20 protein-coding genes and 2 tRNA genes are annotated in these 25,868 nt (G+C 58.3%); 11 read left to right on the top strand and 11 right to left on the bottom strand.

Translation table 11 applies throughout. From position 1 onward, the window contains the following. Positions 1-168: 168 nt before the first annotated feature. Positions 169-1,563: a replicative DNA helicase gene (gene dnaB, locus AB5Y86_RS05985; RefSeq protein ID WP_026035132.1), complete on the bottom strand. Its 1,395-nt coding sequence runs from the start codon at positions 1,561-1,563 to the stop codon at positions 169-171. Positions 1,564-1,926: 363 nt separating this feature from the next. On the opposite strand from dnaB, the gene AB5Y86_RS05980 reads away from it, so the two are divergent. Then, entirely contained in the window at positions 1,927-2,787 is an 861-nt protein-coding gene (locus AB5Y86_RS05980) for a Tim44 domain-containing protein (RefSeq protein WP_005335275.1), read from the top strand. A 195-nt stretch (positions 2,788-2,982) separates the two neighbouring features. Here AB5Y86_RS05980 and ushA read toward each other — a convergent pair whose 3' ends face one another. Further along, complete coding sequence (gene ushA / locus AB5Y86_RS05975; RefSeq protein WP_368192399.1) at positions 2,983-4,707, bottom strand: bifunctional UDP-sugar hydrolase/5'-nucleotidase UshA; 1,725 nt, start codon at positions 4,705-4,707, stop codon at positions 2,983-2,985. Positions 4,708-4,975: 268 nt separating this feature from the next. On the opposite strand from ushA, the gene AB5Y86_RS05970 reads away from it, so the two are divergent. The 3 genes from AB5Y86_RS05970 (at position 4,976) to AB5Y86_RS05960 (ending at position 6,783) form a co-directional block, all read left to right on the top strand. Beyond that, positions 4,976-5,320 (top strand): DUF2956 domain-containing protein, encoded by a 345-nt coding sequence (locus tag AB5Y86_RS05970; protein WP_005349520.1) that lies wholly within the window; start codon positions 4,976-4,978, stop codon positions 5,318-5,320. A 144-nt stretch (positions 5,321-5,464) separates the two neighbouring features. Continuing rightward, the gene (locus tag AB5Y86_RS05965) at positions 5,465-5,800 is read left to right on the top strand and encodes a hypothetical protein (RefSeq protein WP_368192398.1); all 336 of its coding nucleotides are present in this window, start codon (positions 5,465-5,467) and stop codon (positions 5,798-5,800) included. A 113-nt stretch (positions 5,801-5,913) separates the two neighbouring features. Beyond that, positions 5,914-6,783 carry a hypothetical protein gene (locus tag AB5Y86_RS05960; protein ID WP_368192397.1) on the top strand — a complete coding sequence of 290 codons (870 nt, stop codon included), beginning with the start codon at positions 5,914-5,916 and terminating at the stop codon, positions 6,781-6,783. A 54-nt stretch (positions 6,784-6,837) separates the two neighbouring features. Here AB5Y86_RS05960 and AB5Y86_RS05955 read toward each other — a convergent pair whose 3' ends face one another. Together AB5Y86_RS05955 and fkpA are read right to left on the bottom strand one after the other, a co-directional pair. Then, positions 6,838-8,244 carry a sigma-54 dependent transcriptional regulator gene (locus tag AB5Y86_RS05955; RefSeq protein WP_005348258.1) on the bottom strand — a complete coding sequence of 469 codons (1,407 nt, stop codon included), beginning with the start codon at positions 8,242-8,244 and terminating at the stop codon, positions 6,838-6,840. A gap of 151 nt (positions 8,245-8,395) precedes the next feature. Next, positions 8,396-9,199, bottom strand: coding sequence for an FKBP-type peptidyl-prolyl cis-trans isomerase (gene fkpA / locus AB5Y86_RS05950; protein ID WP_005335283.1), 804 nt, complete (start codon positions 9,197-9,199; stop codon positions 8,396-8,398). 118 nt (positions 9,200-9,317) lie between these two features. On the opposite strand from fkpA, the gene AB5Y86_RS05945 reads away from it, so the two are divergent. The 3 genes from AB5Y86_RS05945 (at position 9,318) to AB5Y86_RS05935 (ending at position 11,685) form a co-directional block, all read left to right on the top strand. Next, complete coding sequence (locus AB5Y86_RS05945) at positions 9,318-10,286, top strand: vegetatible incompatibility protein HET-E-1 (protein ID WP_043820853.1); 969 nt, start codon at positions 9,318-9,320, stop codon at positions 10,284-10,286. 14 nt (positions 10,287-10,300) lie between these two features. Further along, a complete protein-coding gene (locus AB5Y86_RS05940; protein WP_005335285.1) occupies positions 10,301-10,516 on the top strand; it encodes a SlyX family protein in 216 nt (71 codons plus the stop codon). Between the two features lie 425 nt (positions 10,517-10,941). Beyond that, positions 10,942-11,685 (top strand): substrate-binding periplasmic protein, encoded by a 744-nt coding sequence (locus tag AB5Y86_RS05935; protein WP_368192396.1) that lies wholly within the window; start codon positions 10,942-10,944, stop codon positions 11,683-11,685. Between the two features lie 119 nt (positions 11,686-11,804). Here AB5Y86_RS05935 and AB5Y86_RS05930 read toward each other — a convergent pair whose 3' ends face one another. Next, complete coding sequence (locus AB5Y86_RS05930; protein WP_368192426.1) at positions 11,805-12,257, bottom strand: RNA methyltransferase; 453 nt, start codon at positions 12,255-12,257, stop codon at positions 11,805-11,807. Positions 12,258-12,461: 204 nt separating this feature from the next. Between AB5Y86_RS05930 and AB5Y86_RS05925 the strand changes: the two genes are divergently transcribed. Together AB5Y86_RS05925 and AB5Y86_RS05920 are read left to right on the top strand one after the other, a co-directional pair. Beyond that, positions 12,462-13,553, top strand: coding sequence for a PfkB family carbohydrate kinase (locus AB5Y86_RS05925; RefSeq protein WP_042080063.1), 1,092 nt, complete (start codon positions 12,462-12,464; stop codon positions 13,551-13,553). Beyond that, positions 13,547-14,455 (top strand): pseudouridine-5'-phosphate glycosidase, encoded by a 909-nt coding sequence (locus AB5Y86_RS05920; protein WP_368192395.1) that lies wholly within the window; start codon positions 13,547-13,549, stop codon positions 14,453-14,455. The genes AB5Y86_RS05925 and AB5Y86_RS05920 overlap by 7 nt, the downstream gene beginning before the upstream one ends. Before the next feature lie 87 nt (positions 14,456-14,542). Here the strand turns inward: AB5Y86_RS05920 and AB5Y86_RS05915 are convergent, their stop codons facing one another. The 4 genes from AB5Y86_RS05915 to AB5Y86_RS05900 all read right to left on the bottom strand — a co-directional run bounded on the left by AB5Y86_RS05915 (position 14,543) and on the right by AB5Y86_RS05900 (position 17,501). Then, entirely contained in the window at positions 14,543-15,268 is a 726-nt protein-coding gene (locus tag AB5Y86_RS05915) for a carbonic anhydrase (RefSeq protein WP_368192425.1), read from the bottom strand. 376 nt (positions 15,269-15,644) lie between these two features. Then, complete coding sequence (locus tag AB5Y86_RS05910) at positions 15,645-16,919, bottom strand: alpha/beta fold hydrolase (RefSeq protein ID WP_368192394.1); 1,275 nt, start codon at positions 16,917-16,919, stop codon at positions 15,645-15,647. A gap of 426 nt (positions 16,920-17,345) precedes the next feature. Beyond that, a tRNA-Asn gene (locus AB5Y86_RS05905) sits at positions 17,346-17,421 on the bottom strand. Positions 17,422-17,425: 4 nt separating this feature from the next. Next, positions 17,426-17,501: transfer RNA gene (locus tag AB5Y86_RS05900), tRNA-Phe, on the bottom strand. Positions 17,502-17,766: 265 nt separating this feature from the next. Here AB5Y86_RS05900 and rraB point away from each other — a divergent pair. After that, a complete protein-coding gene (gene rraB / locus AB5Y86_RS05895; protein WP_368192424.1) occupies positions 17,767-18,102 on the top strand; it encodes a ribonuclease E inhibitor RraB in 336 nt (111 codons plus the stop codon). Between the two features lie 63 nt (positions 18,103-18,165). On the opposite strand, the gene AB5Y86_RS05890 is transcribed toward rraB, so the two are convergent. Next, the gene (locus tag AB5Y86_RS05890) at positions 18,166-20,121 is read right to left on the bottom strand and encodes an EAL domain-containing protein (protein WP_219264515.1); all 1,956 of its coding nucleotides are present in this window, start codon (positions 20,119-20,121) and stop codon (positions 18,166-18,168) included. Between the two features lie 185 nt (positions 20,122-20,306). Here AB5Y86_RS05890 and AB5Y86_RS05885 point away from each other — a divergent pair, with 185 nt between their 5' ends. Continuing rightward, positions 20,307-20,801 carry a hypothetical protein gene (locus AB5Y86_RS05885; RefSeq protein WP_005335330.1) on the top strand — a complete coding sequence of 165 codons (495 nt, stop codon included), beginning with the start codon at positions 20,307-20,309 and terminating at the stop codon, positions 20,799-20,801. A gap of 69 nt (positions 20,802-20,870) precedes the next feature. On the opposite strand, the gene AB5Y86_RS05880 is transcribed toward AB5Y86_RS05885, so the two are convergent. Further along, a partial coding sequence (locus AB5Y86_RS05880; RefSeq protein ID WP_368192393.1) for a VCBS domain-containing protein occupies positions 20,871-25,868 on the bottom strand: 4,998 nt, incomplete at its 5' end.

Here is a 25,868-nt window from a genome sequence, read left to right as displayed (position 1 = left end):
CCCCTCATCGGGCAGAAGACCGCCACTCACTTATCGTCGTCGAAGGCCGGACCGGCATAATTGTCGAACCGGGAAAACAGGCTCTGACGGGCTGCCTTGCAGTGAATGGCAAGCGGGTCAGAGCGGTGGTGGCAATCCTGACCATAGGATTGCCATGATTGTTACTTATCAATAATCGTCGTCAAACGCCGGACCGGCGTAGTTGTCGAACCGGGAGAACTGACCCTGGAAGGTGAGACGCACTCTTCCGATAGGGCCGTTACGCTGCTTGCCGATAATGATCTCGGCAATCCCCTTGTCCGGGCTGTCATCGTGATAAACCTCATCACGATAGATAAACATGATCAAATCCGCATCCTGCTCGATGGAGCCCGATTCACGAAGATCCGAGTTGACCGGGCGCTTGTCGGCCCGCTGTTCCAGACTTCGGTTCAGCTGGGAGAGCGCCACCACAGGGCACTGCAGCTCTTTCGCCAAGGCCTTGAGGGAGCGGGAGATCTCGCCGATCTCCAGGGTACGGTTGTCAGAGAGCGCCGGCACCCGCATCAGCTGCAGGTAGTCCACCATGATCATGGATAGGCCGCCATGCTCGCGCGCCACCCGACGGGCACGGGAGCGCACATCGGTCGGAGTGAGGCCGGAGGCGTCATCGATATACATTTTGCCCTTCTCGAGCAGCAATCCCATGGTGGAGGAGAGACGGGCCCAATCCTCGTCGTCGAGCTGACCGGTACGCACCTTGGTCTGATCGATGCGACCGACCGAGGCGAGCATACGCATGATGATCTGCTCGGAGGGCATCTCCAGCGAGAAGATAAGCACCGGCTTGTCGGCAGTGAGGGCCGCATGCTCGCAGAGGTTCATGGCAAAGGTGGTCTTGCCCATGGAGGGACGGGCCGCCACGATGATCAAGTCCGAACGCTGCAAACCGGCGGTCATCTTGTCGAGATCGTTGTAACCGCTCGATACCCCGGTCACCCCGTTGTGCGGCGTCTTGAACAGCTCTTCAATCTTGTCGACAGTCTGCTCGAGGATGAGCTTCAGGGGCTGGGGCCCCTCGTTGGCGCTGGTGCGCTGCTCGGCAATCTTGAATACCTTGCTCTCGGCCAGATCGAGCAGATCGCCTGAGGTACGGCCCTGTGGCTCGTAGCCCGCTTCGACTATCTCGTTGGCGACCGAGATCATCTCCCGCACCACCGCCCGCTCGCGCACGATTTCGGCGTAGGCGTTGATGTTGGCGGCACTCGGGGTGTTCTTGGCGATCTCCACCAGATAGGCGAAGCCGCCCGCCTCTTCCAGCTGTTCGGAGCGCTCCAGCTCCTCCTGCAGGGTGATGAGGTCGATGGGATTGCCCGCATTGGAGAGGCGGGTCATGGCCTGGAAGATCAACCGGTGCGGACGGCTGTAGAAATCCTGATCGATAACCCGTTCGGCAACCCGATCCCAGGCATCGTTATCCAGCATCAGGCCGCCCAGTACGGACTGTTCGGCCTCAAAAGAGTGGGGAGGAACTTTCAGCTGTTGTGTCTTGGCGTCTTTTTTCGCCGTCACTTGCTCTGCCATACACATAAAAACCGCAGCGGGAAGGGGACGGGAATTTTACAAAAGAAAGCCAACTACGGCGAGCCCTATCTGGCGGCTCATACCATCATAAAGGGCCAAACCAGAGTCTGCTCTACCTTGACCATTTTGATTTTGCTTCGCATTTTGCGCTCCTTGCGACTCAATCTTCTGCTTTTCATCCGGTTTACTCCTCTTGTTTGACGCCGCATCGCGGCAACCTCGTTCATGAATAATTCATGCCAGAGGTGATATTGATGAATACAAGCTGCAACACAATTAGGGACAGGCAGCCTGCCATGCGCCTTGCTGAGCTTGCCAAAGCGGAGCATGCCCCACCCACAGACGAGAGTGAAAAGAGTCAAAATGAAAAAGATGCTGACCCTGTTTGCCGTGATCCTGGCCATTGGCCTGGGGGCACCTCACGCCGAAGCCAAGAAATTTGGCGGCGGCAAATCCTTTGGTAAAAGTTACAAAACTGCGCCGGCCCAGCCTGCGGCCAAACCGGTCGACAACAAGAATCCGACACTGAATGCCCAGACTCCGCCGAAAAAGAGCGGCATGATGGGTGGCCTGCTGGGCGGCCTGCTGGCTGGCGGCCTGTTTGCCTACCTGCTGGGCAGCGGTGCCTTTGAAGGTCTGCAAGGAATGGACTTCCTGCTGATCGCCCTGCTGGCGCTGGGGGCAGTCTTCCTGATCCGTACCCTGCGCAAGGGCAAGGTCGCAACGCCACAGCCACAACAGGCGGCCTATGCGGGCTATCAGCCACCACAATCCGCGGCCCCGCAGCAGTTTGAGCAGAGCAACAGCGCACCGCAAGCCACCGGCTTTGCCGACAGCGATGTGCCGTTCCGCCTGCCGCCGGGCTTTGACATGAACAGCTTCCTGGCCGGTGCCCGCGATCACTATCGCACCCTGCAAGAGGCGTGGAACAAGAACGATCTGGAAAAGGTGCGCGAGTACGTCAGCCCCGAGCTCTTTGAGCAGCTCAAAGCCGAGCGCGCCGAACTGACTGGCGACCAGCATACGGAAGTAATGTATGTGGATACCCAGCTGGTACGCGCCGACTACGGCAGCGACTGGGCTCAGGTGAGCGTGCGCTTCAGCGGCCGCTACATGGACCGTCAGGAGCAGGTCGAAGAAGACATCAAAGAGGTGTGGCACCTCGAGCGCGATCTGGCCAAGAACAATGCCCCCTGGCATATCGTTGGTATCGAACAGCTGTAAGGTTTAGATTGTCACTACGCAAGAGGGGGCCCATGGGCCCCCTCTTTTCATTCCATCCCCTCACCTGACCTCATACAGACGATTGCTATCGTCATTGATGATTGAAGAGTTGTAACCGCCACCCAAACAACGACAAAAGGCAGCCACCGGCTGCCCTTTGGGATCACATCTGGGGGTATGCGCCCCGCAGACGAATCAGTTACACCCTTCGGTAGAGGCTGAGTTCAGATAGCTCACCTCATTACCTGGCTGATAATCGGCCACGTTGATGGTCTTCTTGATCTCGATGTACTCCTTCAGCACGGCAGCATCCACCAACCCGGCATTGATGGTATCGATCTTCGGATAGCCGTCACCACCGGAGGCGCTGAAGCTCGGGATCGCGAAGCTGTAAGTTGCTGCCGGATCAAACGCCTTGCCACCGATACTGGTGATATTGACGCTCTTGGCCTGGCAATCCACCGCCATGTTGATACCGCCAAACTGGGCATAACCACCGGTATTGCGGGTCTTGCTTGCCACCTGGCCCAAATAGGTCGCCAGCTCGCTTCCCTTCATGACAGCCTTGTTGACCGTGTTGCCAAACGGGTGTACCAGCAGCACGCTGCGGTAGGTGATATCACCGGCCGGGATGCTGTCACGCACGCCGCCTGAGTTGACGATACCAAAGTCGACACCCAGCTTGCTGCTGGTCGCCGTGGTGATGAGGCGACCCAGGTTGGTCTGCTTATTGCGAACCGAGTTGCGATCACCAACCAGCAAGCCATCTGCCGAGCCAATGACGACATTCAGCTCTTGCTGACCTTTCTCCTGATAACCCAGCAGGGAGTTATACAGCTCGGGATCCTTGGTGATCTCGTCCTGTACGAACTGCATCTTGGTCGGGTCCTTGGTTACGGCGCCGTTGGCATCGATCGCCTCGCCCTTGGCGTTGCGCTTGATGAGGTTGACCGGGATCAGGTCATAGCTGGTCAGGGTCAACTTGCCATTCTGGTACTCAAACTGGGCACGGCCCACATACTTGCCCCACTCGTGAGCCTGCATGATCCAGGTGCCGTTTTGCTGGTCCGGTTGGCAGTTATCACCCGGTTTGAAATTGGCGTACTTGTTGGTGGTGCCCGGTTCCATACAGACCGGATTCTGGGAGTGGCCACCAATGATGGCATCCAGAGTCCCTGCCGGCAGTGCACGAGCCATCTCTACATCGCCCGGCGCATTGCTGCCGTGCTGACCATTCTCGTAATGGCCCATGTGAGTGATGGCGAAGACCAGATTGGCCTCCTTGTTACTGCGGATCTGCTGACCCAGTTTGGCCGCCTCGCTGGTCGGATCGCGGAACTCCAGGGTCTGAACGTTGTTGGGGTCAACCAGCTGGGCGGTATCCTCGGTGGTCAGGCCCAGTACGGCAACCTTGAGACCACTCTCCAGCTTGAACACCTTGTAGGGGTCAAAGTAGTGTTTGCCACTCGCCTTGTCATAGATGTTGGCCGAGAGCATGGGGAACTGGGCCCACTTGCGCTGCTTCTCCAGCACGCTGAGGGGGTTGTCGAATTCATGGTTGCCCACTGCCATGGCATCGTAACGAATGTTGTTCATCGCCATGAAGTCAGGCTCGGCATCCTGCAGATCGGACTCCGGCACCCCGGTATTCACATCACCACCGGAAAGAACCAGTACGTCACTGCCAGCAGCCTTGGCATCGGCACGCAGCTGCTCGACCAGAGTCTTCTGGGCAGCCATACCGTACTCATTTTCAGCGTTGTGCCAGAAACGGCCGTGGGTATCGTTGGTGTGCAGGATGGTCAGTTTGCAGACATTTTCGGTGCAGGGTGCAACGGTGTCATTGCTCGAGGTATTACAGCCAGTCAGTGCAGCAAGCACGGCCAGTGCCACGCCGCCTTTGATAAAGTTATTATTCATTTCCATATCACCTTGATTGTTTTGTTATTTATCAACCCTGTCCAGCGGGTCGGGCGCCAATATAACAAACAACAGATGACCGTTTTTCATCGATGACTCACAAATTCTGCTAATTGTGATCTTCGGCCCAACATCCGGCTTCCTGCTGATTTATCCGGTTTTTTGTTGAGCAGTCACTCACTTGCTCTCCTCCCGCACCAAGGAGGCGCCACCCGGACGCGCCTTTATGGCATACTCCCCAGCCAGCCATGCCCGAGGAGATGATTTGATGGCCAAGTACGACAAGATTTCCCCCGAGACCCAGCAGGAGGCGATGAAAATTGCCCGTGCCAACCAGAAGCCGGGGCAGACCAAGGAACAGACCCAGCTTATCGCGCAAGGGATCCAGAAAGGCATCGACGAATACAAGAAACAGATGAAGGCGCGGGCCCGTGAAGCGAGCCGCCAGAAGAAATTGCAGGCCAAAGCCAGGCAGCCACAGGGCGCGCCCCAAACCGAAGAACAAGACGATCAGCTGGAGCTGGTTGAAGTAAGCCATCAGCATCCCCTGCCCTGGATCTTGCTGGTGCTGAGCTGGCTGGGATTTGCTGCAGCCTGGTTCTGGTTGCACTAAGAGTGCGCTAGCAAACCTTTATCCGGGATCCTCTTCACAGCCCGGACCCGGACTGCTGGTGATTACCTGCGAAGAGTGATTAAATCCCGCGCCTCTTGCACCGGACACCCGGTTTTTTGACGATCAGTTTTCAGGAAAGATGTTATGAACCCCGCTCCGCTCTATCTGCTGGCCCCTTTTGTTCTGTTCCTTGTGACCATGCTGCTCTATCGCATTTCGCCGCTGCGGGCGGTCGCCGCCGGCGGGGTACGCTGGTTTATCCTCCCCGCCTTCACCCTGTTTATTTTACTGATCATCATCAACGGTGCCGCCGATCCCACCCTGCGCGATCCGGCATTCCACTGGTTGATGCCGGGCCTTGGTTTTGCCCTGAGCCTGTTTCCGGCCCTGCCCAAGGCGCTGGTGCCACGGCTCGCTATCAAAGAGGGGGCCTTTGCCGCCTTCGGTCTGATGCTGATGAGCCTGGCCATGGTCTACTGATCGGCTGACAACAGCCGTTAACATGACTCAAGGGGCGCTCTGTGACGGGCGCCCCTTGTACAAACAATGGCCTGCAGGCATCTTGGTGACAGGATAACCAGCAAGGAGGCCAAATGGACAATCCGCCCGATTTCATGGCGCTGTGGGATTATCAGGATCCCGCCGCCAGCGCACTGCGTTTTCACACCCTTCTTCCCGAAGCGCGCACCGCCGCCGACCTGCAACTCGAACTGGAGTTGCTGACCCAAATTGCCCGCACCCATTCGCTGCAGCGCCAGTTTGCCGAAGCCCACCAGCTGCTCGACGAGATAGAGCCCCGCCTCACCGACACAACCCCCAGAGCGCGGATCCGAGCTCTGCTGGAGCGAGGCCGCACCTTTAACTCGGCGGGCGACAAAGCCAGTGCCAAACCGCTGTTTGAACAAGCCTGGCAGTGGGGACTCAAGGAGAAGGAGACCTATCTCGCCATCGACGCCGCTCACATGATCGCCATCGCCGCACCACTGGAAGAGCAGAGCCGCTGGCATCAACTGGCGATGGAGCTGGCGGAACGCAGCAGTGACGAGAAGGTGCGCGGCTGGCTGGCCCCCCTTTACAACAATCAGGGCTGTACCCTGTTCGAACTGGGCCGCTTTGATGAGGCGAAAATCCAGCAACAGAAGTGCCTGGCCTGGCATCTGCAGCATAACCAGCCGGCCAAGGCGTTTATCGCTCGCTGGAGTCTGGCTCGCCTGACCCGGGCCCAAGGTCAGCACCAGCAGGCACTGGCAGAGCTGCACCAGCTCAAGGCCGATATGGCCGAGGCAGGCGAACCTGAGGATGGTTATCTGTTCGAGGAGCTGGGGGAGAATGCCTTGGTGCTGGACGATCCGCTGGCCGCGGAATACTTCTCCCGTGCCTGGTTTCTGTTGTCACAGGACCGCTGGTTCAGCGCCAACGAGGGTGAGCGACTGGCCCGCCTCAAGCGCCTCGCCAAACTCTGATCCCCAAAATAGCAAGGGCGGCACGCTAGCCGCCCTTGCTGCTGGCAAGATGGTTCAGGCCCGATTGGACTCCTCCCACCCCTGCTTTTTACGGTAAATGGTGGAGGGGCTGATCTCGAGCAGGGCCGCCGCCTTGGGAATATTGCCGTCACAGCTGGCGATGGCCTGCTCAATCACCTCTTTTTCCACCAGCCAGAGCGGACGAATTGGCCCGTTGGCCACCCCGGTGGCGGCCGGAGCCGATGCCACCGCTGCCGCAATCGCAGCCGGCAGCTGGGGACGAACTCCATTGAGTGGTGGCGGCAGAATATCCGGGCTCACCAGCTCCTTGTCATTGAGCACCACGATATTGCGCACCACGTTTTGCAGCTCGCGTACGTTGCCAGGCCAGGGGTAGTCAAGCAGCACTCGCGCCGCCTCGACATCGAAATCCTTGAAGCGTTTGTTCTCCTCCTTGGCGTAGCTTTGCAGCAGGGTGCGCGCCAGCAGCAGGATATCCTCACCCCGCTCCCGCAGCGGCGGCAGAGTGAGGGGAATGACGTGGAGCCGATAATAGAGATCCTCGCGAAAACGGCCCGCTTTTACCTCGACCAGCGGATCCCGGTTGGTGGCGCAGATAAAGCGGACATCCACCGTCTCGAGCTTGCCACTGCCGACTCGCTGCACTGTGCCGGTCTGGATGAAGCGCAGCAGCTTGCTCTGCAGATCCAGGTCCATCTCGCAGATCTCGTCGAGAAACAGGGTACCGCCATCAGCCAGACTGGCCGCCCCCTTGCGATCCCCCTGGGCGCCGGTAAAAGAGCCCTTCACATGACCGAAGATCTCGCTCTCCATCAGATCGTGGGGAATGGCGGCGCAGTTGAGGGCAATAAAGGGCTGTTCGCTGCGGGGGCTGCACTGGTGAATCGCCTCGGCACACACCTCTTTGCCGGTGCCGCTCTCGCCAGTGATAAAGACGGTCGCCTTGCTGGGCGCAGCGCTCTCGATGATGCGATAGACCGCCTGCATCGACATGGAGGCACCGATAAAACCGAAGAAGGAGCTACGCTCGAAGTTTTCTCGATAGTGGGCAACCAGTGAGCTCAACTGCTGGTGTTTCAAGGCATTGCGAACGGTGGCGCAGAGCCGCTTGCTGTCAAACGGCTTGGTCAGAAAATCGAAGGCACCGAGGCGCATCGCCTCCACCGCCACATCCACCGAGCCGTGAGCGGTGATCACCACCACAGAGCAGGGCAACTGCTGTTCGGTGATCATCTGCAGAATATCCATACCGGACATATCAGGCAGCTCCAGATCCAGCAGCACCACGGGGGGAGGACTTGCCAGCAACTGTGCCAACGCCTGCTGACCACAGTCGGCCAGCACCACCTCGTACCCCTCCTGGCGCAGGTACTGTTCATAGACCACCGCCAGACTACGGGTATCTTCCACCAGCAGGACACGCGATTTATTTTCAGCCACTGGACTCATCCTTGTATTTGATTCTGCGATCTATTTTGCCTTATTTTCGCGCGCAAACCCAACGCCAAGACAGCTCTGTTATCCCGCGATTGCAGGGAATACACAAGTAAAAACGGCTCCTTAAGGAGCCGTTTTTAACTACAAGAAGGGATTACTTCTTGGCGTCATCAGCAGTCGGCTTCTCGATAGCCAGCAGCTCAACGTCAAACACCAGCACGGCGTTCGCCGGGATGGAGCCTGCACCGTGCTCGCCATAGGCCAGCTTGGACGGCAGGAAGAACTTGAACTTGGAGCCAACCGGCATCAGTTGCACACCTTCAGTCCAACCCGGGATAACCTGGTTGAGCGGGAAGGTAGCCGGCTCGCCGCGATCGACGGAGCTGTCGAACTTGGTGCCGTCAGTCAGGGTACCGGTGTAGTGAACCTTGACGATATCGGTAGATTTCGGCTTGGCGCCAGTGCCCATCTTCTCGACCACGTACTGCAGGCCGGATTCAGTGCTCTTCACACCCTCTTTCTTGGCGTTGGCAGCCAGGAACTCTTCGCCTTTCTTCAGATTCTCAACGGCGTCTTTCTCGGCCTTGGCCTTGGTCAGCTCGTTGATCTTGGCGTCGTAATCCTGCAGTACCTTCTGGATCTCTTCATCAGTCATCTTGGCTTCTTTGCCCAGACCGTCAGTCACCCCTTTCAGGATCACGGCGTTGTCCAGTTTGATGCCCAGTTCCTGCTGACGCTCCAGGGTATTGGCGATGTAACGACCCATGGAGAGGCCAATTGCGTAGCCAGATTGCTCTTCAAAGCTCTTGGCTTCGGCCTTGGTCGCCTCTGCCGGCTTGCTGGCTTCTGCCTTCACTTCGGCGGTATTGGCCGCAGCAGGCTTCTCGTCTTTTTGGCAAGCAGTCAGACCGACGGCAACGGCCGCCGCCAACAGGGACACCTTCAGAAATTTGTTCATCAGTTTCTCCAAACTCCAAATACCGCTCTCGGTTCCATCGTGAAATGAGAGGTTTATCGTGATAAGCGCCTTATACTAACGCCGTGATCGCAGGTAACAAAAGCGTGAGACCGCAAAAATGATAAAAAGTGCCATTTATCTGGTGAGCCTCTGTTTAATGCTCACCGGTTGCGAGCAAAGCTCCCAACCCAACCAGCAAATGACCCTCGCCAGCACGGGTCTGCTGACCGCAGATCTATCCAGTGATGGCAAGCAGGCCATCGTCTCCAGCATCAGCCAGGGCATCATCGTCTGGGATCTGGAACAGAACCGTCAACGCTGGCGCTGGAAGCAATCCGACTCGGCGGATGATCTGGTATTCATTACCCGCTTTTCCGAAGGCAACAGCCATGCCGTCACCGCCACACCAGACACCTTTGCGACCTGGCGACTGAGCGACGGGCAATCACAAGGCTACTACTCACTTCCTGAATCCAGGCTGAGGGATATCGCGCTCTCTGCCGACGGTCGTTATGTGCTGATAGGTCGGGAAGATGGCAAGGCCGAGTGGCTCGATACCCGAAGCGGTCGTCGCCTGCAGTTTCTCGGGCACACAGAACAGGTCAATACGGTGGATCTCTCCGCCAACGGTCGCTACGCCCTGACCGGCGGCAACGACTACAGCGCCTATCTGTGGGATACCCGTAGCGGGCAGGTGATCTGGCGGTTCAACCATGGTGGCCGGGTGATCATGGCCAGACTGGAGCCGAGCGGCCGCTACGCCTTCACCGCCGACAGCAGCCGGGCCAGCATCTGGGATCTGAAAACCGGCAAAGAGGTGAGTCAGCTGCAATATGATCACCGCTTCGAGGTCTACACCAGCGCCCGCTTTGCCAACGATGGCAAGTGGCTCATCACCGGCGCCCCTTCCCGTCAGCTCTCCCTGTGGCAAGTGAGCGATGGTGCCCTGCTGCAGAGCTGGCGCGTCTCGCCGCAACCCAAGGTGAAACCGCCCAGCGCAGTGGTCTACGGCGTCGCTTTGCGCGACAATAGCCACCTTGTCAGTGCCAGCTCCAGTGGTCTGGCCGAAATCTGGACAATCAAGTAAGGACCCGAAGGCCCATGAGTCAGCAACTTAACGATCGCATCGAAACCCTGGAAACCCGTCTCGCCTATGCGGAGTACACCATAGAGCAGCTCAACGACGAGGTAACCACCCAGGGCCGTGAACTCGATCGGCTCAAATACCAGATCCAGCTGCTGATCGACAAACTGCAAAGCGTACAACCCAGCCAGATTGCCAGCATGGCCGAAGAGACCCCGCCGCCGCACTACTGAACACAGCGCAAGATCGAGAAGCTAGCTGGCCGCCGGGTGAGGCTGCAGAGATTCATAGCCGGGATAACATGAGGCGGATGAGGGTCACCTTTTTATATCGCTGTATGGCTGCTACCGCTGAGGTTTATCAAAAACTATATGTCACTTACCTGTACGCATGAGTGTGCCAGCGCCTCATGCAAACAGACGTTGATATCCCCCCTGCTGTCAGACCAGCCCTACGTATTTGTGGTTAGCCATCTTATTAGCGACAACCAATTGGCCACTATTGCACCTCTCATTAATGAGAACGACTCGAAGGTAAATAACTCTCAACCCTGTCGCAAAATGGAGATGCGAGATGTTTTCTCCGCCCGCCGCGATCAATGCATGGTATAAATCAGGTGATAAATGCTCTCCTCACCCCTGCGAGGATATTGCTGACCATGCTGCGCATCGGTTGTTTGCTGCTTTGCTCTCTGTGTGCGATCACCCACGCTCGCACAACCGATATCCACGTCTATTGCGATGGCTGGCCCGGTTTCTGCCAACCGGATGGCCGCGGTATCTATCTCGATCTGGTGCGAACCATCTACCAACCCCACGGCTATCAGATCGTGCCCCATATCGTGCCCTACAAACGCGCCGTCGCCATGGTAGCCAGGCAAGAGGGCGATATGGCCATGAGTGTCTATCTGGACGAGATCAAGGGGGTCAAGCAGCCCCATCAGCCAGCCTCCGCAGATGATGTGACCGTATTCATGCTCAAGCAGTGGCAGCCGCAATGGCGGGGAGAGCGCAGTCTGGAAGGCGAGACCGTCCTCTGGCGGCGAGGATGGGTGCTGGATAAATATCTTCCGGTCACCATGCGATGGCACGAGATCGACAACCATGAGATGGCCCTGCAGCTGATTGGCAAGGGGCGCTATCGCTATTACCTGACCGCTGGCGTGCTCCATGCAGCCGATGAGACCCCGGCCAATATGTACCGCACCATTTTGCGCTGGATACCGACTTACCCCATTTTTGCCGATACCGAACAGGGCGACCGGCTACTGCAGCTGTGGGATCAGGAGATGGTGAATCTGATCCGTCGCGGCACGCTGGCCGAGATATATCGCCGTTATCACCTCTATGACTACTACCGCGACTTTCTCGAGGAGCAGGCGGTCAAGGCCGGCGAAAACTGATCCCTCCATAGGGGAAAGAGAAGGATACCGCAGCCCCGTCAACCGCGGCCACCGCCAGCAACCAGTCTATGAGCAACACCTTTCCATTACGGTTTGATTGACCGTGGCCACGCCACAACTCAGGGTTGCCGGAACCCCTTCGCCAAGCGGTCATAGAGGATCACATTGACCGAGGCGGCCAGATTCATGCAGCCCTGAGTCGGCACATAGACCACATCTTTCACCGCGCCATAGAGGGCGGGATCGAGCGTGCCATCCTCCGGCCCGAAGATATAAAAAGCGCGTTCCGGATGGACATAGTCGGGGAGCGGCGTAGCGCCATCGATCAAATCGACCACCACGGGCACGCATCCCTGCGGGATAAACGCAATCAGATCATCCACCCCGAGCAGCGGGATCTTCTCCACCATCTGCTTGGTATCGGTGGCAAAGCGGCGCGCCAACTCGAAGCGGTTGCCGGTGTAGTAGACCTCGTCCACCCCGTAGCAGCCCGCAGCTCGCATCACGGAGCCGACATTTTCCGGAGACTTGGGATTGACCAGCCCCACGCAGCAGAATGCACTCTTTTCCATCATCTCTCCTCATCTTGCGGCGGCCATTATAAGCCGTTGCAGGGCCATCGACCCGTTAAAAGTCCCCTCCCCGGCTAAACCGCTTGCCAACCCAGCTTTGAATGTCAATTTTTTGTGCGCAAGCCGACAAATTTTGTACAAGCTGATAGCCAGCAAACGTTTCCCAGCAATAATAGACAAACGTTTGTAAATGGATGTTTGTCTATGACTGAGCGTGAACAAGAGATCCTCGCCCTGCTGCGTCAGGATCCCATGATTGCCCAGCAGGAGCTGGCCGATCGCCTTGGCATCAGCCGCTCCGCGCTGGCCAGCCACATCTCAAGCCTGATCCGGCAGGGATATGTGCAAGGCAGAGGTTATGTACTGCGAGAAGGCCCTTACGTGGTGGTGATCGGCGGTGCCAATATGGATATTTGCGGCACCAGCCACGACAACCTGCTGCTTGGCGACTCCAACCCTGGCAAGGTGCGCACCTCGGCCGGTGGTGTCGGCCGCAATATCGCCGAGAATCTGGCTCGGCTCGGCAGCGATACCCGGCTGCTGACTGCAGTCGGCAACGACCAGTATGGTCATCATCTGCTGGAGGTAAGCCAGCGGGCCGGCGTCGATGTGCGCCAGACCCTGGTGCTCGATGGCCACACTACCTCTTGCTACCTCAGCCTGCATGATGGTAGCGGCGAAATGAGCTGCGCCATCAATGACATGGCCATCATAGAGCAGCTCACCCCTGCCCGCCTGACCCCCCTCGCAGGCTTTCTCGGCGGTGCCCGGCTTTGGGTGCTCGACACCAATCTGGCCATCCACACTCTCGACTGGCTGTTCGAGCGACAGGGGGAGCACGCCATCTTTGTCGATACCGTTTCGGTGGCCAAGGTGGAGAAGATCCGCCCCTGGCTCGGCAAGATCCACACCCTCAAACCCAATCGAAGCGAAGCCGAGCAGCTGTGCGGCATGACCATCGCCGGGCCCGAAACCTGGCCCATGGTGGCCGCCTGGTTCCACCGCGCCGGGGTCAAGCGACTGTTCCTCAGTCTGGGTGAACAGGGGATCTTCTACAGCGATGGCGAGCAGCAGGGCCACCTGCCGGTGCTGGGCAGTCCGGTACTCAACGTCACCGGCGGCGGGGATGCCTTTATGGCTGGTCTCGCCCACGCCTGGCTGCAACAGCTCGACATTGCCCAAACCACCCGCTTTGCCCTGGGCTGCGCCGCCCTCACCGTCAATTGTTCCGATACCGTTTTTTCCGGTCTGAGCAAGACCGCCGTTGACCGCATACTGGAGGAGTACTCATGCTGAACGCTTACCTCGATATCCAACCGGAAGTTGCTGCCGCGCTGGCCGCCGGCAAACCGGTCGTCGCCCTCGAATCCACTATCATCTCCCACGGCATGCCCTATCCGCAGAACGTGGAGACGGCCCGTCAGGTGGAGCAGGTGGTGCGCGATAACGGCGCCATTCCGGCCACCATCGCCATCCTCGACGGCCGCCTCAAGGTGGGTCTCGATGCGGGTGCACTGGAAGCGCTCGGCCGGGCAGGCCACAGCGTGACCAAGTGCAGCCGCCGCGACATTCCGTTCGTACTGGCGCGCAAGGGGATGGGTGCCACCACGGTCGCCTCCACCATGATCATTGCCACCATGGCCGGGATCCGGGTCTTTGCCACCGGTGGTATTGGCGGGGTGCATCGCGGCGCGCAGGAGACCTTCGATATATCGGCCGATCTACAGGAGTTGGCACAAACGCCAGTGGCCGTAGTCTGTGCGGGGGCCAAATCAATTCTCGATATCGGGCTGACTCTGGAGTATCTGGAGACCCAGGGCGTGCCGGTGATCGGCTATCAAACCGAGGAGCTGCCAGCCTTCTACACCCGCGAGAGCGGCTTCAAGGTCGATTATCGCCTCGATACCCCGGCAGCCATCGCAGAGGCGCTGCGCCTCAAGTGGGAGCTGGGACTGGCGGGCGGCGCCGTGGTGGCCAACCCCATCCCGACCGCACACGCCATGCCAAAAGCCGATATCGACGCAGCCATTGCCCAAGCGCTGCGTGAAGCGGATGAGCAGGGGATCAAGGGCAAGGCGTCTACCCCCTTCCTGCTGGCCCGCGTCTGCGAGCTGACCGGCGGCAACTCACTCGCCGCCAACATCCAGCTGGTACTGAACAACGCGGCCCTCGGTGCACGCATTGCCGCCAGCCTCTGATAGCTCGCCGATACCTCTCCATGTAAAAGAGGGCCTCGCGGCCCTCTTTGTTATTTTTGCTATCGACTGCGCTATTGCAACGCTGTGTTATTGCAGCACCACGCGCCCATTGAGGGGCTGCACCGGCCGGTTGTTGGGGTGGTGCATCACCGCCTTGAAGGTGTCGATCTGGGCCTGACTGACCTCGACTGGCTGCTTCATCACCAGCCAGCGCACTCCTTCCGAGCAAGGAGGCGTAGTAAGGGAACCGCTGAAGCGATAGTAGTCACGATTCTCGGGCAGCAGTTGCTCAGCAGAGAGCGGCGCATTGAGGGCCTGGGTCTCCCCCACCTTGGCAGGTAGTTCACCCCAGGCAGCCGCCAGCGCCGGATTGGCCTTGCCAGCCTCGAACATCACCGCCACCACGGCGATCTCTCCCTTGTCACTGACGTGCACCAGATGCCCTTCCAGCGGATAGGATTTGCCCTCGATGAGATTTTCACTCGGGGCGTGGAAGTGGAACTGCTTGAGCTCAAACGTGGTGCCATCGAGTTGCAAGGTGCTGCCCGGGGTATAACCGACCTGCACGGTATGACCGTTATTGACCACGGTCTTGCCACCCGCCTGATAGTGGAGTACCAGCGGGGCCAGTTTGGCCTCGACCAATCCGCTCAGGTCAACCGGCGACTGATTGCTGCCCGCACACTGGCCAAACTCAGGGGTCAGCTTGGCCCAGTGGGCAGGCCCCGCCTCACCGCTATATTCCCAATGGGGGGTGGCAGCAAACACGACAGGGCACAGCAACAGGGAGCAGGCCAACAGAGACTTTCTCATCATACATCCTTATCTTGATTGAAAAGCACGACCATCCCCTCCCCCGGATAGCGGGGCATGCAGAGATGGCATATCTGATACGCGGAATACAGAGCATCGGAGCGACTTTCTAATGGTAACGAGCACGGGTTGGTCAATCGGTTTGACCGCGGCTCAATACAGAGTCGTTTGGCAAGTATATGGTGAGGGATCGGCAGATACAGTGAAAGAGGGGGAAATTAATCAGCCAGCTATCCACTCATCGTCTGGCAGGCGCGGGGCAAGGTTCAGGGTGTCACGCTTTCATAACAACTATCCATCACAACTATCCATCACAACTATCCATCACAACTATCGCGGGAGTCCGGGCTCCCGCGATAGTTGCCGATAACGGCAATTAACGGTCGCGATTCAACGCGATCAGGCGCTCAAGAATCGCTTCACCATCGGCACGCAAACCGTTGTGCTCATATTCATTGGTGATCCAGGCGCGACTGTTGCCAAGGCCATGCAGAGTTTCGCGACTGTAGTCAAACTCCACATACATATCCTCGGCATAAACGGCGCATGCCACCGGCACCTTGTTGCGGGCCAGCTGGGCTGGGTCATAGAGCGCCCCCCAGTCCGCCTTGTTGGCCAGCAGATGAGCCGCCTCTTTCAGGGGCAGCAACTCGCGGAACTGCTCGAACATCCAGGGGTAAACCATCTCGCCGGTGAAGGCGAAATCCTTGCCGGGCGCCCAGTTCACCGCAGGAAACTCCCCTCTGACCCGCTCCGCCGCCCAGCGAGTCGCCTCCCCTTCGGCGTAGATAGCCTCGTGCAGGATGGCAAACAGCGGGTTGGTATTGAATGGCTGCATGCTCTGCACCTGATAGAGAAAGGCCGGGCTCAGCTTGTCGCCGATAAAGGCCTCTTCCAGCAGGTAATAAAGCTCCACGAAGGCACCCGTGGCACCAAGATCCAGCCCTTGCTGCTGGAACTGCTCCACCGTCAGGCGCTGGCCGTTGGGCAGTCGCACATCATGCTGGTGCAGATGGTTGGCCAGCCGGTTGGCAATCCCCTGAGCGTGGGGGAAGCGGGCGAAGAAGGCTCGGTTCTTGTCAGCCACCCGCTGGTAGGTGGCACGGTAAACCTCCTCGGCGCTGCGGCCAATCGGTGCGATACCGCCGGTGATATAGACCTCCCGCAGGCTATCGGGGAAGAGCGAGAGATAGGTCAGGCAGCAAAAACCGCCAAAACTTTGCCCCAGCAGGCTCCAGCGATGCTTGGGGCTGAGCTCCTGCCGGATGAACTCGGCATCTTGCACTATGCTGTCGGCGCGAAAATGGCCGAGATACTCCGCCTGCTCGGCCGGGGTCATTTTGGCCAGACTATGCCCGTGGATGGGGCTCGACATCCCGGTGCCACGCTGATCCAGCAGCAGCACTCGGAACTCCTGCAACGCCCGCTTGAGCCAGCCACTGTTGGCCGTCGGGCGCGGCGCGCCGAAACCGGGACCGCCCTGCAAAAAGAGCAGCCAGGGGAGCTTGTCATCGAGTTTGTCTTTGCGGCAGAGGGTGCGGGCAAACAGGGTAATGCTGTCACCATCCGGCTCATCATGATCGAGGGGAACGGTAAAAAAGTGCGGCTCGCAATGAATGCCGTCCAATACATAGCTCAAGGGGCTGCTCATCTGGGATCTCTCCGTCAGGATGGGAACATCATTGATCCCATCATAGCCCCGCCCAGCCACAGGGTCACTCCGGTTTTCCAAAATGTTAACAATGGCTTAAAGGTCGAAACATCACCCGACAAGCCGCTCTTCAACGCTGCTGAATTAATTGTTTTGCAGGGGAGATTGACGCCATGGAGCCATTCAACAAAGATGGCTCGCCTGCACAGGAGTGCAGCCATTCAGGCCGACAAAATGGATAAGGGAATGTGATGAAACCGAAGTGGATCAGGGCCAGAAAAAGAGAGAAGAAGCCATGCCCTGGCAGCATGTTGCAGACCGGAATGCTGCTGTTCAGTGCCACCTGTGGCGCAACGCTCTTTTTGGCAGCATGCAACAGCAACTAGAAATGAAAAAGCCCGCTCGATTGAGCGGGCTTTTCGAATTTGGCTCCTCCTACTGGACTTGAACCAGTGACATACGGATTAACAGTCCGCCGTTCTACCGACTGAACTAAGGAGGAATTGTGGTGCCCAGAGACGGAATCGAACCGCCGACACGGGGATTTTCAATCCCCTGCTCTACCGACTGAGCTATCTGGGCAACGGCGCGCATTAAACCCTTTCCAGCGCAGAGTGTCAACCATGATGGCTCGATAAAAAGTGCGTTCGCTCAACAACTGAACGAAGCAGCCATTTATTATCCACTTCAGTCCTGTTTGCCATACTTGCTGACCTCTGCACGCCCTGCAGGCTGCGCCAATATGATGGAAATTCGAGGTTCAGTGGGTCCGCCGCATTGAGCCGAATCCACTCTGCGAGTATGCTTTGCCGCAATGATACCGCCTGGAGGCAACATGAGTCTGAATATGCAAGAGTGGCGTGATGAGACCACCGAGATCGTCAACGAACTGCTGGCCGATGGCAGCAATCCCGATGCGGATTACGATATCGAGCACCACTTCGCCTGCCAGGATTTCGACCGTCTGGAAAAAGCAGCGGTTGACCTGTTCAAGGCTGGTTTTGAAGTGACCGATGCCGAAGAGATGGAACTGGATGACGGCGCCACCATCTTCTGCTTCGATGCCACCATCGAGTGCAAGCTGAATGTCGAAGCGATCGTCGCCGATATCGCCAATATGCTGCCCATCCTGGAAAAATATGGGGTGGATTACGATGGCTGGGGCACCTACTTCCAGGATTGATCCTGCCTCCATCGTAAAACAACAAGGCCACCTTGCGGTGGCCTTGTTGTTTCTGACGATCTCTCACACCAGATAGCTGGCAGCAAACTCCGCCGGCGGCAGGGGGCGACTGAACAGATAGCCCTGGAGCCGATCACACCCCGCCTCGGTCAACCACAGCTGCTGCTCGGGTGTCTCTACCCCTTCGGCAGTGATGCGGATCCCGAGCTCATGGCCCAATCCGATGACCGAACGCACGATAGCGGTGGTCGCGCTATTGCTGGCCAGCCCCTGAGTGAAGCTGCGATCCAGCTTTAGAGTCGCCACCTGCAAACGCGGCAGATAGGCCAGCGAGCAGTAACCGGTACCAAAGTCGTCGATGGCCAGCTGAAAACCGGCGGCGATCAGGTTGTCGAGGTTGGTCTCAATCTCGTCGGCATTCTCCATCAGTACCCCTTCGGTGATCTCCAGCTCCAGTTGACTGGCCTTGAGACCATGGCGAGCGATGCAGGCTGAGACCCGCTCACAGAGCGCCGGATCACGGAACTGCAGCGGCGAAAGGTTGATGGAGAGCACCATATCCGGCTGCGCAGTTTGCCACTGCGCCAGCTGGGCACAGCCCTGCTCCAACATTAACTGGCCAAGCTGACCGATGATCCCCATCTCTTCCGCCAACGGAATGAATTCGTCGGGGGAGATCATCCCAAGCTCGGGATGGGGCCAGCGACAGAGCAGCTCAGCGCCGTGCAGCCGGTGAGTACGGGTACAGATAATGGGCTGATAGACGGCAACCAGCTGGGCGGACTTGATAGCGAGTGGCAACTGGGCGGCGATCAGCTGACGCCGCTTGAGCCGGGCATGCAGCTCGGGATCAAACAGGGTGCAGTACTGCTGCTGCCGTTTGCCCTGCGCCAGCGCAGCCTCGGCATGACTGAGCAACCGCTCGGCATCGCTTGCCCGCCCCTGGGCCAGCCCCAGAAACACCGGGATCTGGATCCGGTGATCTTCCACCTGATAGTGCTCCATCAACTGCTGCTGCAGATGCTGGCTCCACCCCTGCAATGGCTCGTTGAAGTCGGGCAACAGCAGGCTGAAGTCATCGGCAGCGACCCGACAGAGCAGAGAACGCGGCGGTACCAACTGCTGCAACCGCTTGGCCACCTGGCTGAGCAGGCGGTCGGCAATCCGGATCCCGAAGCGATCGTTGATTTCACGAAAATGGTGCAGATCGACCAGCACCAATGTGGCACTGCGTCCCCCAAGATGGCGGCTGGTCTGCAAGAACCGGGAGAGTTTGAGCAGCCCGGTCAGACTGTCGTAGTGCTGCTCCTGCTGCAACTGCGCCTGAGTGGTGCGCAGACCGGTGATGTCACGCCCCAGCGTCAGGATCCCGAGAGAGTGACCATCACCATCGGGGACATCTACCCGGGTGATCTCCATGTGTCGCCCCTGCCCGCTGGCATCCAGCAGACAACACTCGCCATGACCCATCCCCTGCGGCGCCGCCAACCGGAACGGCAGCTGCTGACCCAGCACCTCATCCGCCCCTTGGCCGATAAAGTCGAGAAACGCCTGATTGCACTCCAGCAACACCCCGTTGTGATCATCAAAGCGGATCAGGTCAGGAATGGCATCGAGCAGAAAACGCTGCAACAACTGCTGCTGTTTGACGGTCTGTTCCAGGCTCTTGCGCTGGGCAATCTCGTTAACCACCCCGAATACTGCGCACGCTTCCCCCTGCGGGGTGTAAAGAGGCACCTTGTGCACCTCCATCCAGCAGGTATCACCACCCCGGTTGCAATGGAGCTGCTGATACAGCATCGGCACGCCTCCGGCAAGCAGCTGCTCATCCTCACTGCGAAAGAGATCGCCCCAGGGCATCTCTGCATCTGTCTTGCCGACAACCTCGGCAGGCGACTCCAGCTTGGCTTCACGGGCGAACTCACGATTGGCGAACAGGTAACGCCCATGACTATCTCGACAGAAGATACTCATTGGCAATTGGTCGATGATCTGCTGCAGCAGATCCGGGGTGAGCATGTTGGTCACAGGGGCGCTTATGGAGGAATTTCGAGCAAATCTATGATAGCAAACCAATTTTGTAAAGCACCCCGATCACCTCCCCATAACACCGAACGCTGGATGGTTGCTGACAGAGATTGTCGCTCCGGCGATAATAGGCGCCGGTTGGCCAATGGCCTGGTGATATGGACGAGAGAAACAAGATGAAAAAGATTATGGGGAGCGCATTGGCGCTGCTGCTGGTTGGTTGTGCTGGTGACAATAACGGCGGTGAGGAGTATCGCTACAACCCGCCAATTGCCAAGGCAACCAACAATACTCAGGAAATGGCGATCCCGGTGGATCTGGTGTGGGCTCGCGCCGAGAAGTGGTTCACCGATCACGGCCTCACCATCGAAAACAGCCAGCGTGGCTCCGGCCTGATGACCGCCAACGTCAACCAGTCAGCCGACGGGCTGGAGTGGCTGGACTGCGGCACCATGGGATCCAAAGTTGCACTGGGCAACCCGAACCTGCAGATCAACCTGATCATCACCCAGAGCGGTAACAGCAGCGTGGCCACCGTCAACGTCAAGGGCAACACCGAGCTGTTCTTCGTTGAATCCTCAGGCGAGCGCGTACCGGCCCCGTCCATCAAGCCGGTCTGCGTCTCCCGCGGTACCCTAGAGCAGAGCCTGTTCGCCACCCTCGGCAACTGATTTCGCTTCCCTGCAAAGATAAAAAAAGCGGCAGATTGCTCTGCCGCTTTTGCCCAGCCCGCTTGGCTGTTACTTGTTGATATCCAACATGTTGTTTTGCAACATGAAGTCGATCACCTGGTTGGCAGTCGTCCCTGAACCGCCCGTCAGAGTGTCGAAGGTGTGGTTCATCAGCACTATCTCCTGGGTCACCGGCGCGGCACTGCTCTCCTTGACTTGCAGATGCACCCCTTCGCTGTCCTGGAACACCGAGAGCAGGCTCTTCAGGGAGCTCTCGCTCTTGCTGCCATCGCTGTCGAGCAAGTCGCTCAGATCCAGCTTGTCCCCTTCCGACTTGCTGAAATCGACGATGTAGTCCTTGGCCACCTTGCCAGCCTCGGTATCCCCCTTCAGCCAGGTGAAGGTATCGGCACCTGCATCCCCCATGAGGATGTCGTTTCCGGCCCCCCCGATCAGGATGTCGTTGCCCAGTCCGCCGCTCAATATGTCGTTGCCGGTACCGCCATAGAGGGTGTCGTTGCCACTGCCACCATAGAGGCGATCGTTGCCGCTCTCCCCATAGAGGGTGTCGTTGCCGCTACCACCGAACAGGGTGTCGTTGCCGGCACCGCCGTACAGGAAGTCATCTCCCCCCTGACCGAACAGGATGTCATTGCCATCACCGCCGAGGAGGGTGTCACCCTTGTCATTGGTCGACGACTGATCGAACTCGCTGGCATGATCCGTGATGTAGGCGTGCACCTGGGCATCGGTCACCGACCCTGCCCCCAGCTTGCCGCTCACATACTGCTTGATGGCCGCATACCCTTCCCCGCTGATGCCGGTGAAGCGTACCGCGTCGCCAAACAGGATGTCGTCGCCGGCACCGCCATCGATCCGGTCACTGCCCGGCTTGTTGTTGACGGAGCTACCCAAGATGGTGTTGGCCAAGTCGCTAGCATTGACGCCGGTCATGATGACACCGTCAGAGTCGTAGGACTTGAGATCGTTATAGGAAATGTTATTACCCAATCCGATCGCCTCGACGGTCACCCCTTTTGCGGTCAACAGCTGGTAACCCAACAAGGCGTCGGCCCGAACCTCATCGGTGCTGTTTCGCCCATCCCCACCCAGCAACTGGATCTGGTTCTGGCCGTTGCTGCCCTTGACGATGACCCCCACAGTGGTCGTGAACCAGCCACCCCACCCTTCGGACCACTTGATCACTTCCCCTTTGCTGTTGACCACTTCGACACCGCGGTAGGTCACGGTATTGCCGAGCACATAGTTGCCGAGGTTCAAAGAGGTGCTGTTGAGATACTCGTCACTGCTATAAGCCCAATCGATGACCTTCACATCACTGAGCCTGGTGGTAGTGCCGAGGTCATAGAAGGTCGGCTTGCCATCGGTGATGAAGTAGGCCAGGTTCTTCGCATCCACATTGCTGGTCGCCGTGCTGCCGGCAAACCAGTTCGCCGCCTTGCTGAATGCGGCCTCGTAGTTGGTGCCGCCATCGGCAGACATCCCCTTGAGGGCATCGAGCAGGGTCTTCAATGCGCCGCTATCGGCCAGATTGACACTGACGCTGCCGCGGGTCGTGGTATCGAAATCCACGAGCAAGAGATTGACAGTACCCGCATTGTCGGTGCCCGCACTGGTCTTGAGGCTGGTAAAGACCTGCTCCAGCTGGGTGCGGATCGTCTCCATCGCCTCGTCACCTATACTGCCGGAACTGTCGACGATGAAGGCAATGTTGTAGTTCTGACCCGACAGCACCACGCTGCCATCCAGATCCCCCACCACTATGTTGTGCTCGCTGCCATAGGTCTGGTCCTGGTTGCCCGGCTCCCCTTCGGTGGCATTGAAGTAGCTCAGACGGATACTGTCTTCGTCGCTGGCGGTGTTTGACGACTCCGAATACAACTCGCGTGTGATCGCCTCCACCTTGAGATCCACCCGACCGGCGCTGCTGCCCAGCACTCGCAGCGTCAGTCCGCTCAACTTCACATCCAGCGCGATCTCACTCCACAGACCGCTGTTGGCGGTGAGGGTAAGCTTGCCATCAACCCCGACGGTTCCCAGCAATTGGCTACCGCTGTAGAGTGCAGCACCCTTCGGCATCCCGCTCAGTACCAGGCTGTCGAGCACTTCGCTGCCATCCCGATCGCTCAGGGAGGCGCTCACCTCCAGCGGGTAGTCGACCACCACCGGCTGCACCAGGGTCAGCACGCCCGTATCCTGATTGATCTGGTAGACACCGTCGGCGAACTGGACATACTCCACGTCGTGCAGCGCCTTGGTGATACCGACCCCCTTCTCCGTGACCGAGAAGTTGAACCAGCGATCATTGATCGAGTATCCGCTGCCCTTTGTGATGGCGTAGTCGGCACGGTTGCCGGACAGTACAGCGATATCTTTATCACCAGCACCGCCATAGAGAGTATCGCCACCCAACCCAGCGACCAGAATGTCATTTCCAACGCCGCCGTCGAGGGTATCGCCCGACACTGAGTTGCCACCGACCAGCACGTCATTGCCGTTGCCACCGACGAAGTGGTCGCCGCCCCCCTTCTGGCTCACGATGTAGTCGTTGCCATCACCGCCCACCACGGAGTCCTTACTAGAAGTGCTATCGGTCAGAGTATTAGTGATCCCCAGGGCCCCCTTGTCGAAGCTGCCGGACTGGAACTGGCCCGTGGTGATCCCCGCGCTCGGGAAGCTCTGGCTGTAAGACGGCATGCCATTCCCCATCAGGGTGACGTTGACCGTGGGCTTATCGGCCACCGCCGCCACATCGATCACCAGCTTGCTGCCGTTGCTGAGGTTGGCACCGTCGCTTATCTGATAGCCGATGCTGGCATAGTCGCCCTTCATGTTGCCGACCACGGCGCCGTTGCCGTTGGCGGCATGGGTGCTCGATTCGTTCAGACCTGGCACGAAGCGCAGATGGCCTGCGTTCACCTCGGCATAGGAGATGAGGGATCCGGTTTGCACCGCGACCCACTGCCCAGCCGCATTGAGGTATTCGAGGGTACCGTTCAGCGGCAGGGTGTTGATCTGCACCCCGAGATCGGTCGCGTCCTGATCGTCGCTGGCACCGAACTGGGCCCAGGTGAGGACCTGGGGCTGATCTTCGGCACCGGTGCTGTGGCCGCCAACCGCCGTCGGCGCCCGATCGTTGTCCACTATGGTACCGGTCCCGCTCTGACCACCGATGGTCACCGAGAGGGTCTCGTTCGTCTCGACCAGACGATCATTCACCGTCGGGATGGTCACCGTGAAGTCTGTCACGCCCGCCGGTACCGTGATCTTGCCGGTGGTGCTGTTGTAGGTCACGCCGTTGCTGAACTGGGCATTGCCCCAGTCCTGGTTGGAGGCGGGGTTGTTGCCCGATCCGCGAATGGCGAAATCGTATTCGGTCGCTTCCTGGGTCGCATCGGACAAGGTGACCTTGTGCAACAGGTTGCCCCCTTCAGTCACGCTCTCGCTGGAGACACCCTGAACCAGCGGCGTGAAGAGAGGCTTGGTGGCAAAGGAGCCAATGCTGGCGTCACCGTCACCATCCACCACCCGGATCTGGAAGTCGATGTCACCATCACCCAGGGGTTTGGACATGCGCTGGTACTGGAAGAACTCCCACTTGCCGGTGGCCGGGGTGAACTCCAACCTGAACACCAAAGTGCCGTCACTGGCTTCGCCATACAGGGTATTGGGTAGACCTGCTTTGCTGGAAATTGAGATCTCTTTACCAGTAGCTGTCATCAAACCAACTTCATTGGATCCCAAAAGCGCTATATGCCCCTTGCCATCAGCACCCCATTGCGGTGCAACCGTACCCGAACCATAGGCAATTGCCTGCGGCGTATCAGCCCCCAGAAACTCGATAGACTTGACGGTAAAGTCGCTGTTGTCTTTGGTATTGATGTTGCCGTTATTGGTCGCCTTGATCACCATGGTATCGAAGCCACCCTGCTGCACCTGGAAGTTCTGGTTGAACTCTCCGCCCGCTGCATCCGATCTGAACGGTAGTGTGGAGACTAATACCTTGTCGCGGTAAAACTCTACCACTCCACTTTCCAACTCTTTGCCAAACATCTGGCTGAACTTGATATTGGCGCCATAGGCCACGGTCCCCGGATCGAGCTTGACGATCAGCTCCTCGGATGCAGACTTTCCATTCCCAAAGAGACGGAAATCCACTTCATTGGCGAGGTTGTGGTACGGACTATCACCACTGGCAACACCAAGCCCTGCCGTTGAAGCATTGACATCTGCAGCAATAAGAGTTGAATCGGTCGCCGACTTGAACCCTTTGGCGGTGATCTTGAACCCGTCCAGATCAAGCTCTCTCTGATTTGCCGTTGCCGAGTGTTGGGTCAGATCAAACAGACCAGTCAATACCTTGGGAATGTCTGTTTTGGCAACGGAGACCGCATCAGCATTCCGGGCAATCGGGGCGTCATCTTCGACAGTAATCGTCAAAGACTCAGTCACAGACTGAGCCCCATCAGAAACAGACACATTTATCTTGAGATCGAGGGTGTCTTCCTGGGTGGTATTAGCATGATCCAACGGCTGCTTCAGGGTCACTTCATAACCCCAGTCACCTTTGCTACTACCAACTGGCGCTGTCAGCTTAACCTCAAGAACAACGTTGTCCTTGCTACCGGCGTAGCCAATCAACGTTTTGCTGTCAGCATCCCAACTCCACTCGACCTTAACACCACCAGAATAAACAGGTTTAACACCATTATCGGTTGGCCATCCCAGTGAAACAGTCAAGTTGTTGCTGTCAATATCACCGACGGTAATCACTCCCTTGGCAACGACCTCATCAGTAGTATCTTTGCCACCTTCATCATCTTTCAACCCACCAAGGAGACCTTCTTCGGAGACGACAACATCGTTGGAGATGTTCAGCGTCGGCTTGTCATCGGTGCCGTGGATGGTGATGGTCACCGTGGTGCTGGTCACCCCGTCCGCATTGAGCACGGTGAAGGTGTCGGTCAGGCTTTGGGTCTGACTGAGCTGCTGGATCGCCACCTGGCCGTTGTCGGCGGTGTACACCCAGTTGCCATTCACATCCAG

The sequence above is a fragment of the Aeromonas sp. s8 genome, assembly GCF_040907785.1.
GTDB classification, from domain to species: domain Bacteria; phylum Pseudomonadota; class Gammaproteobacteria; order Enterobacterales; family Aeromonadaceae; genus Aeromonas; species Aeromonas veronii.
This window is presented reverse-complemented; position numbering and strand designations above follow the sequence as displayed.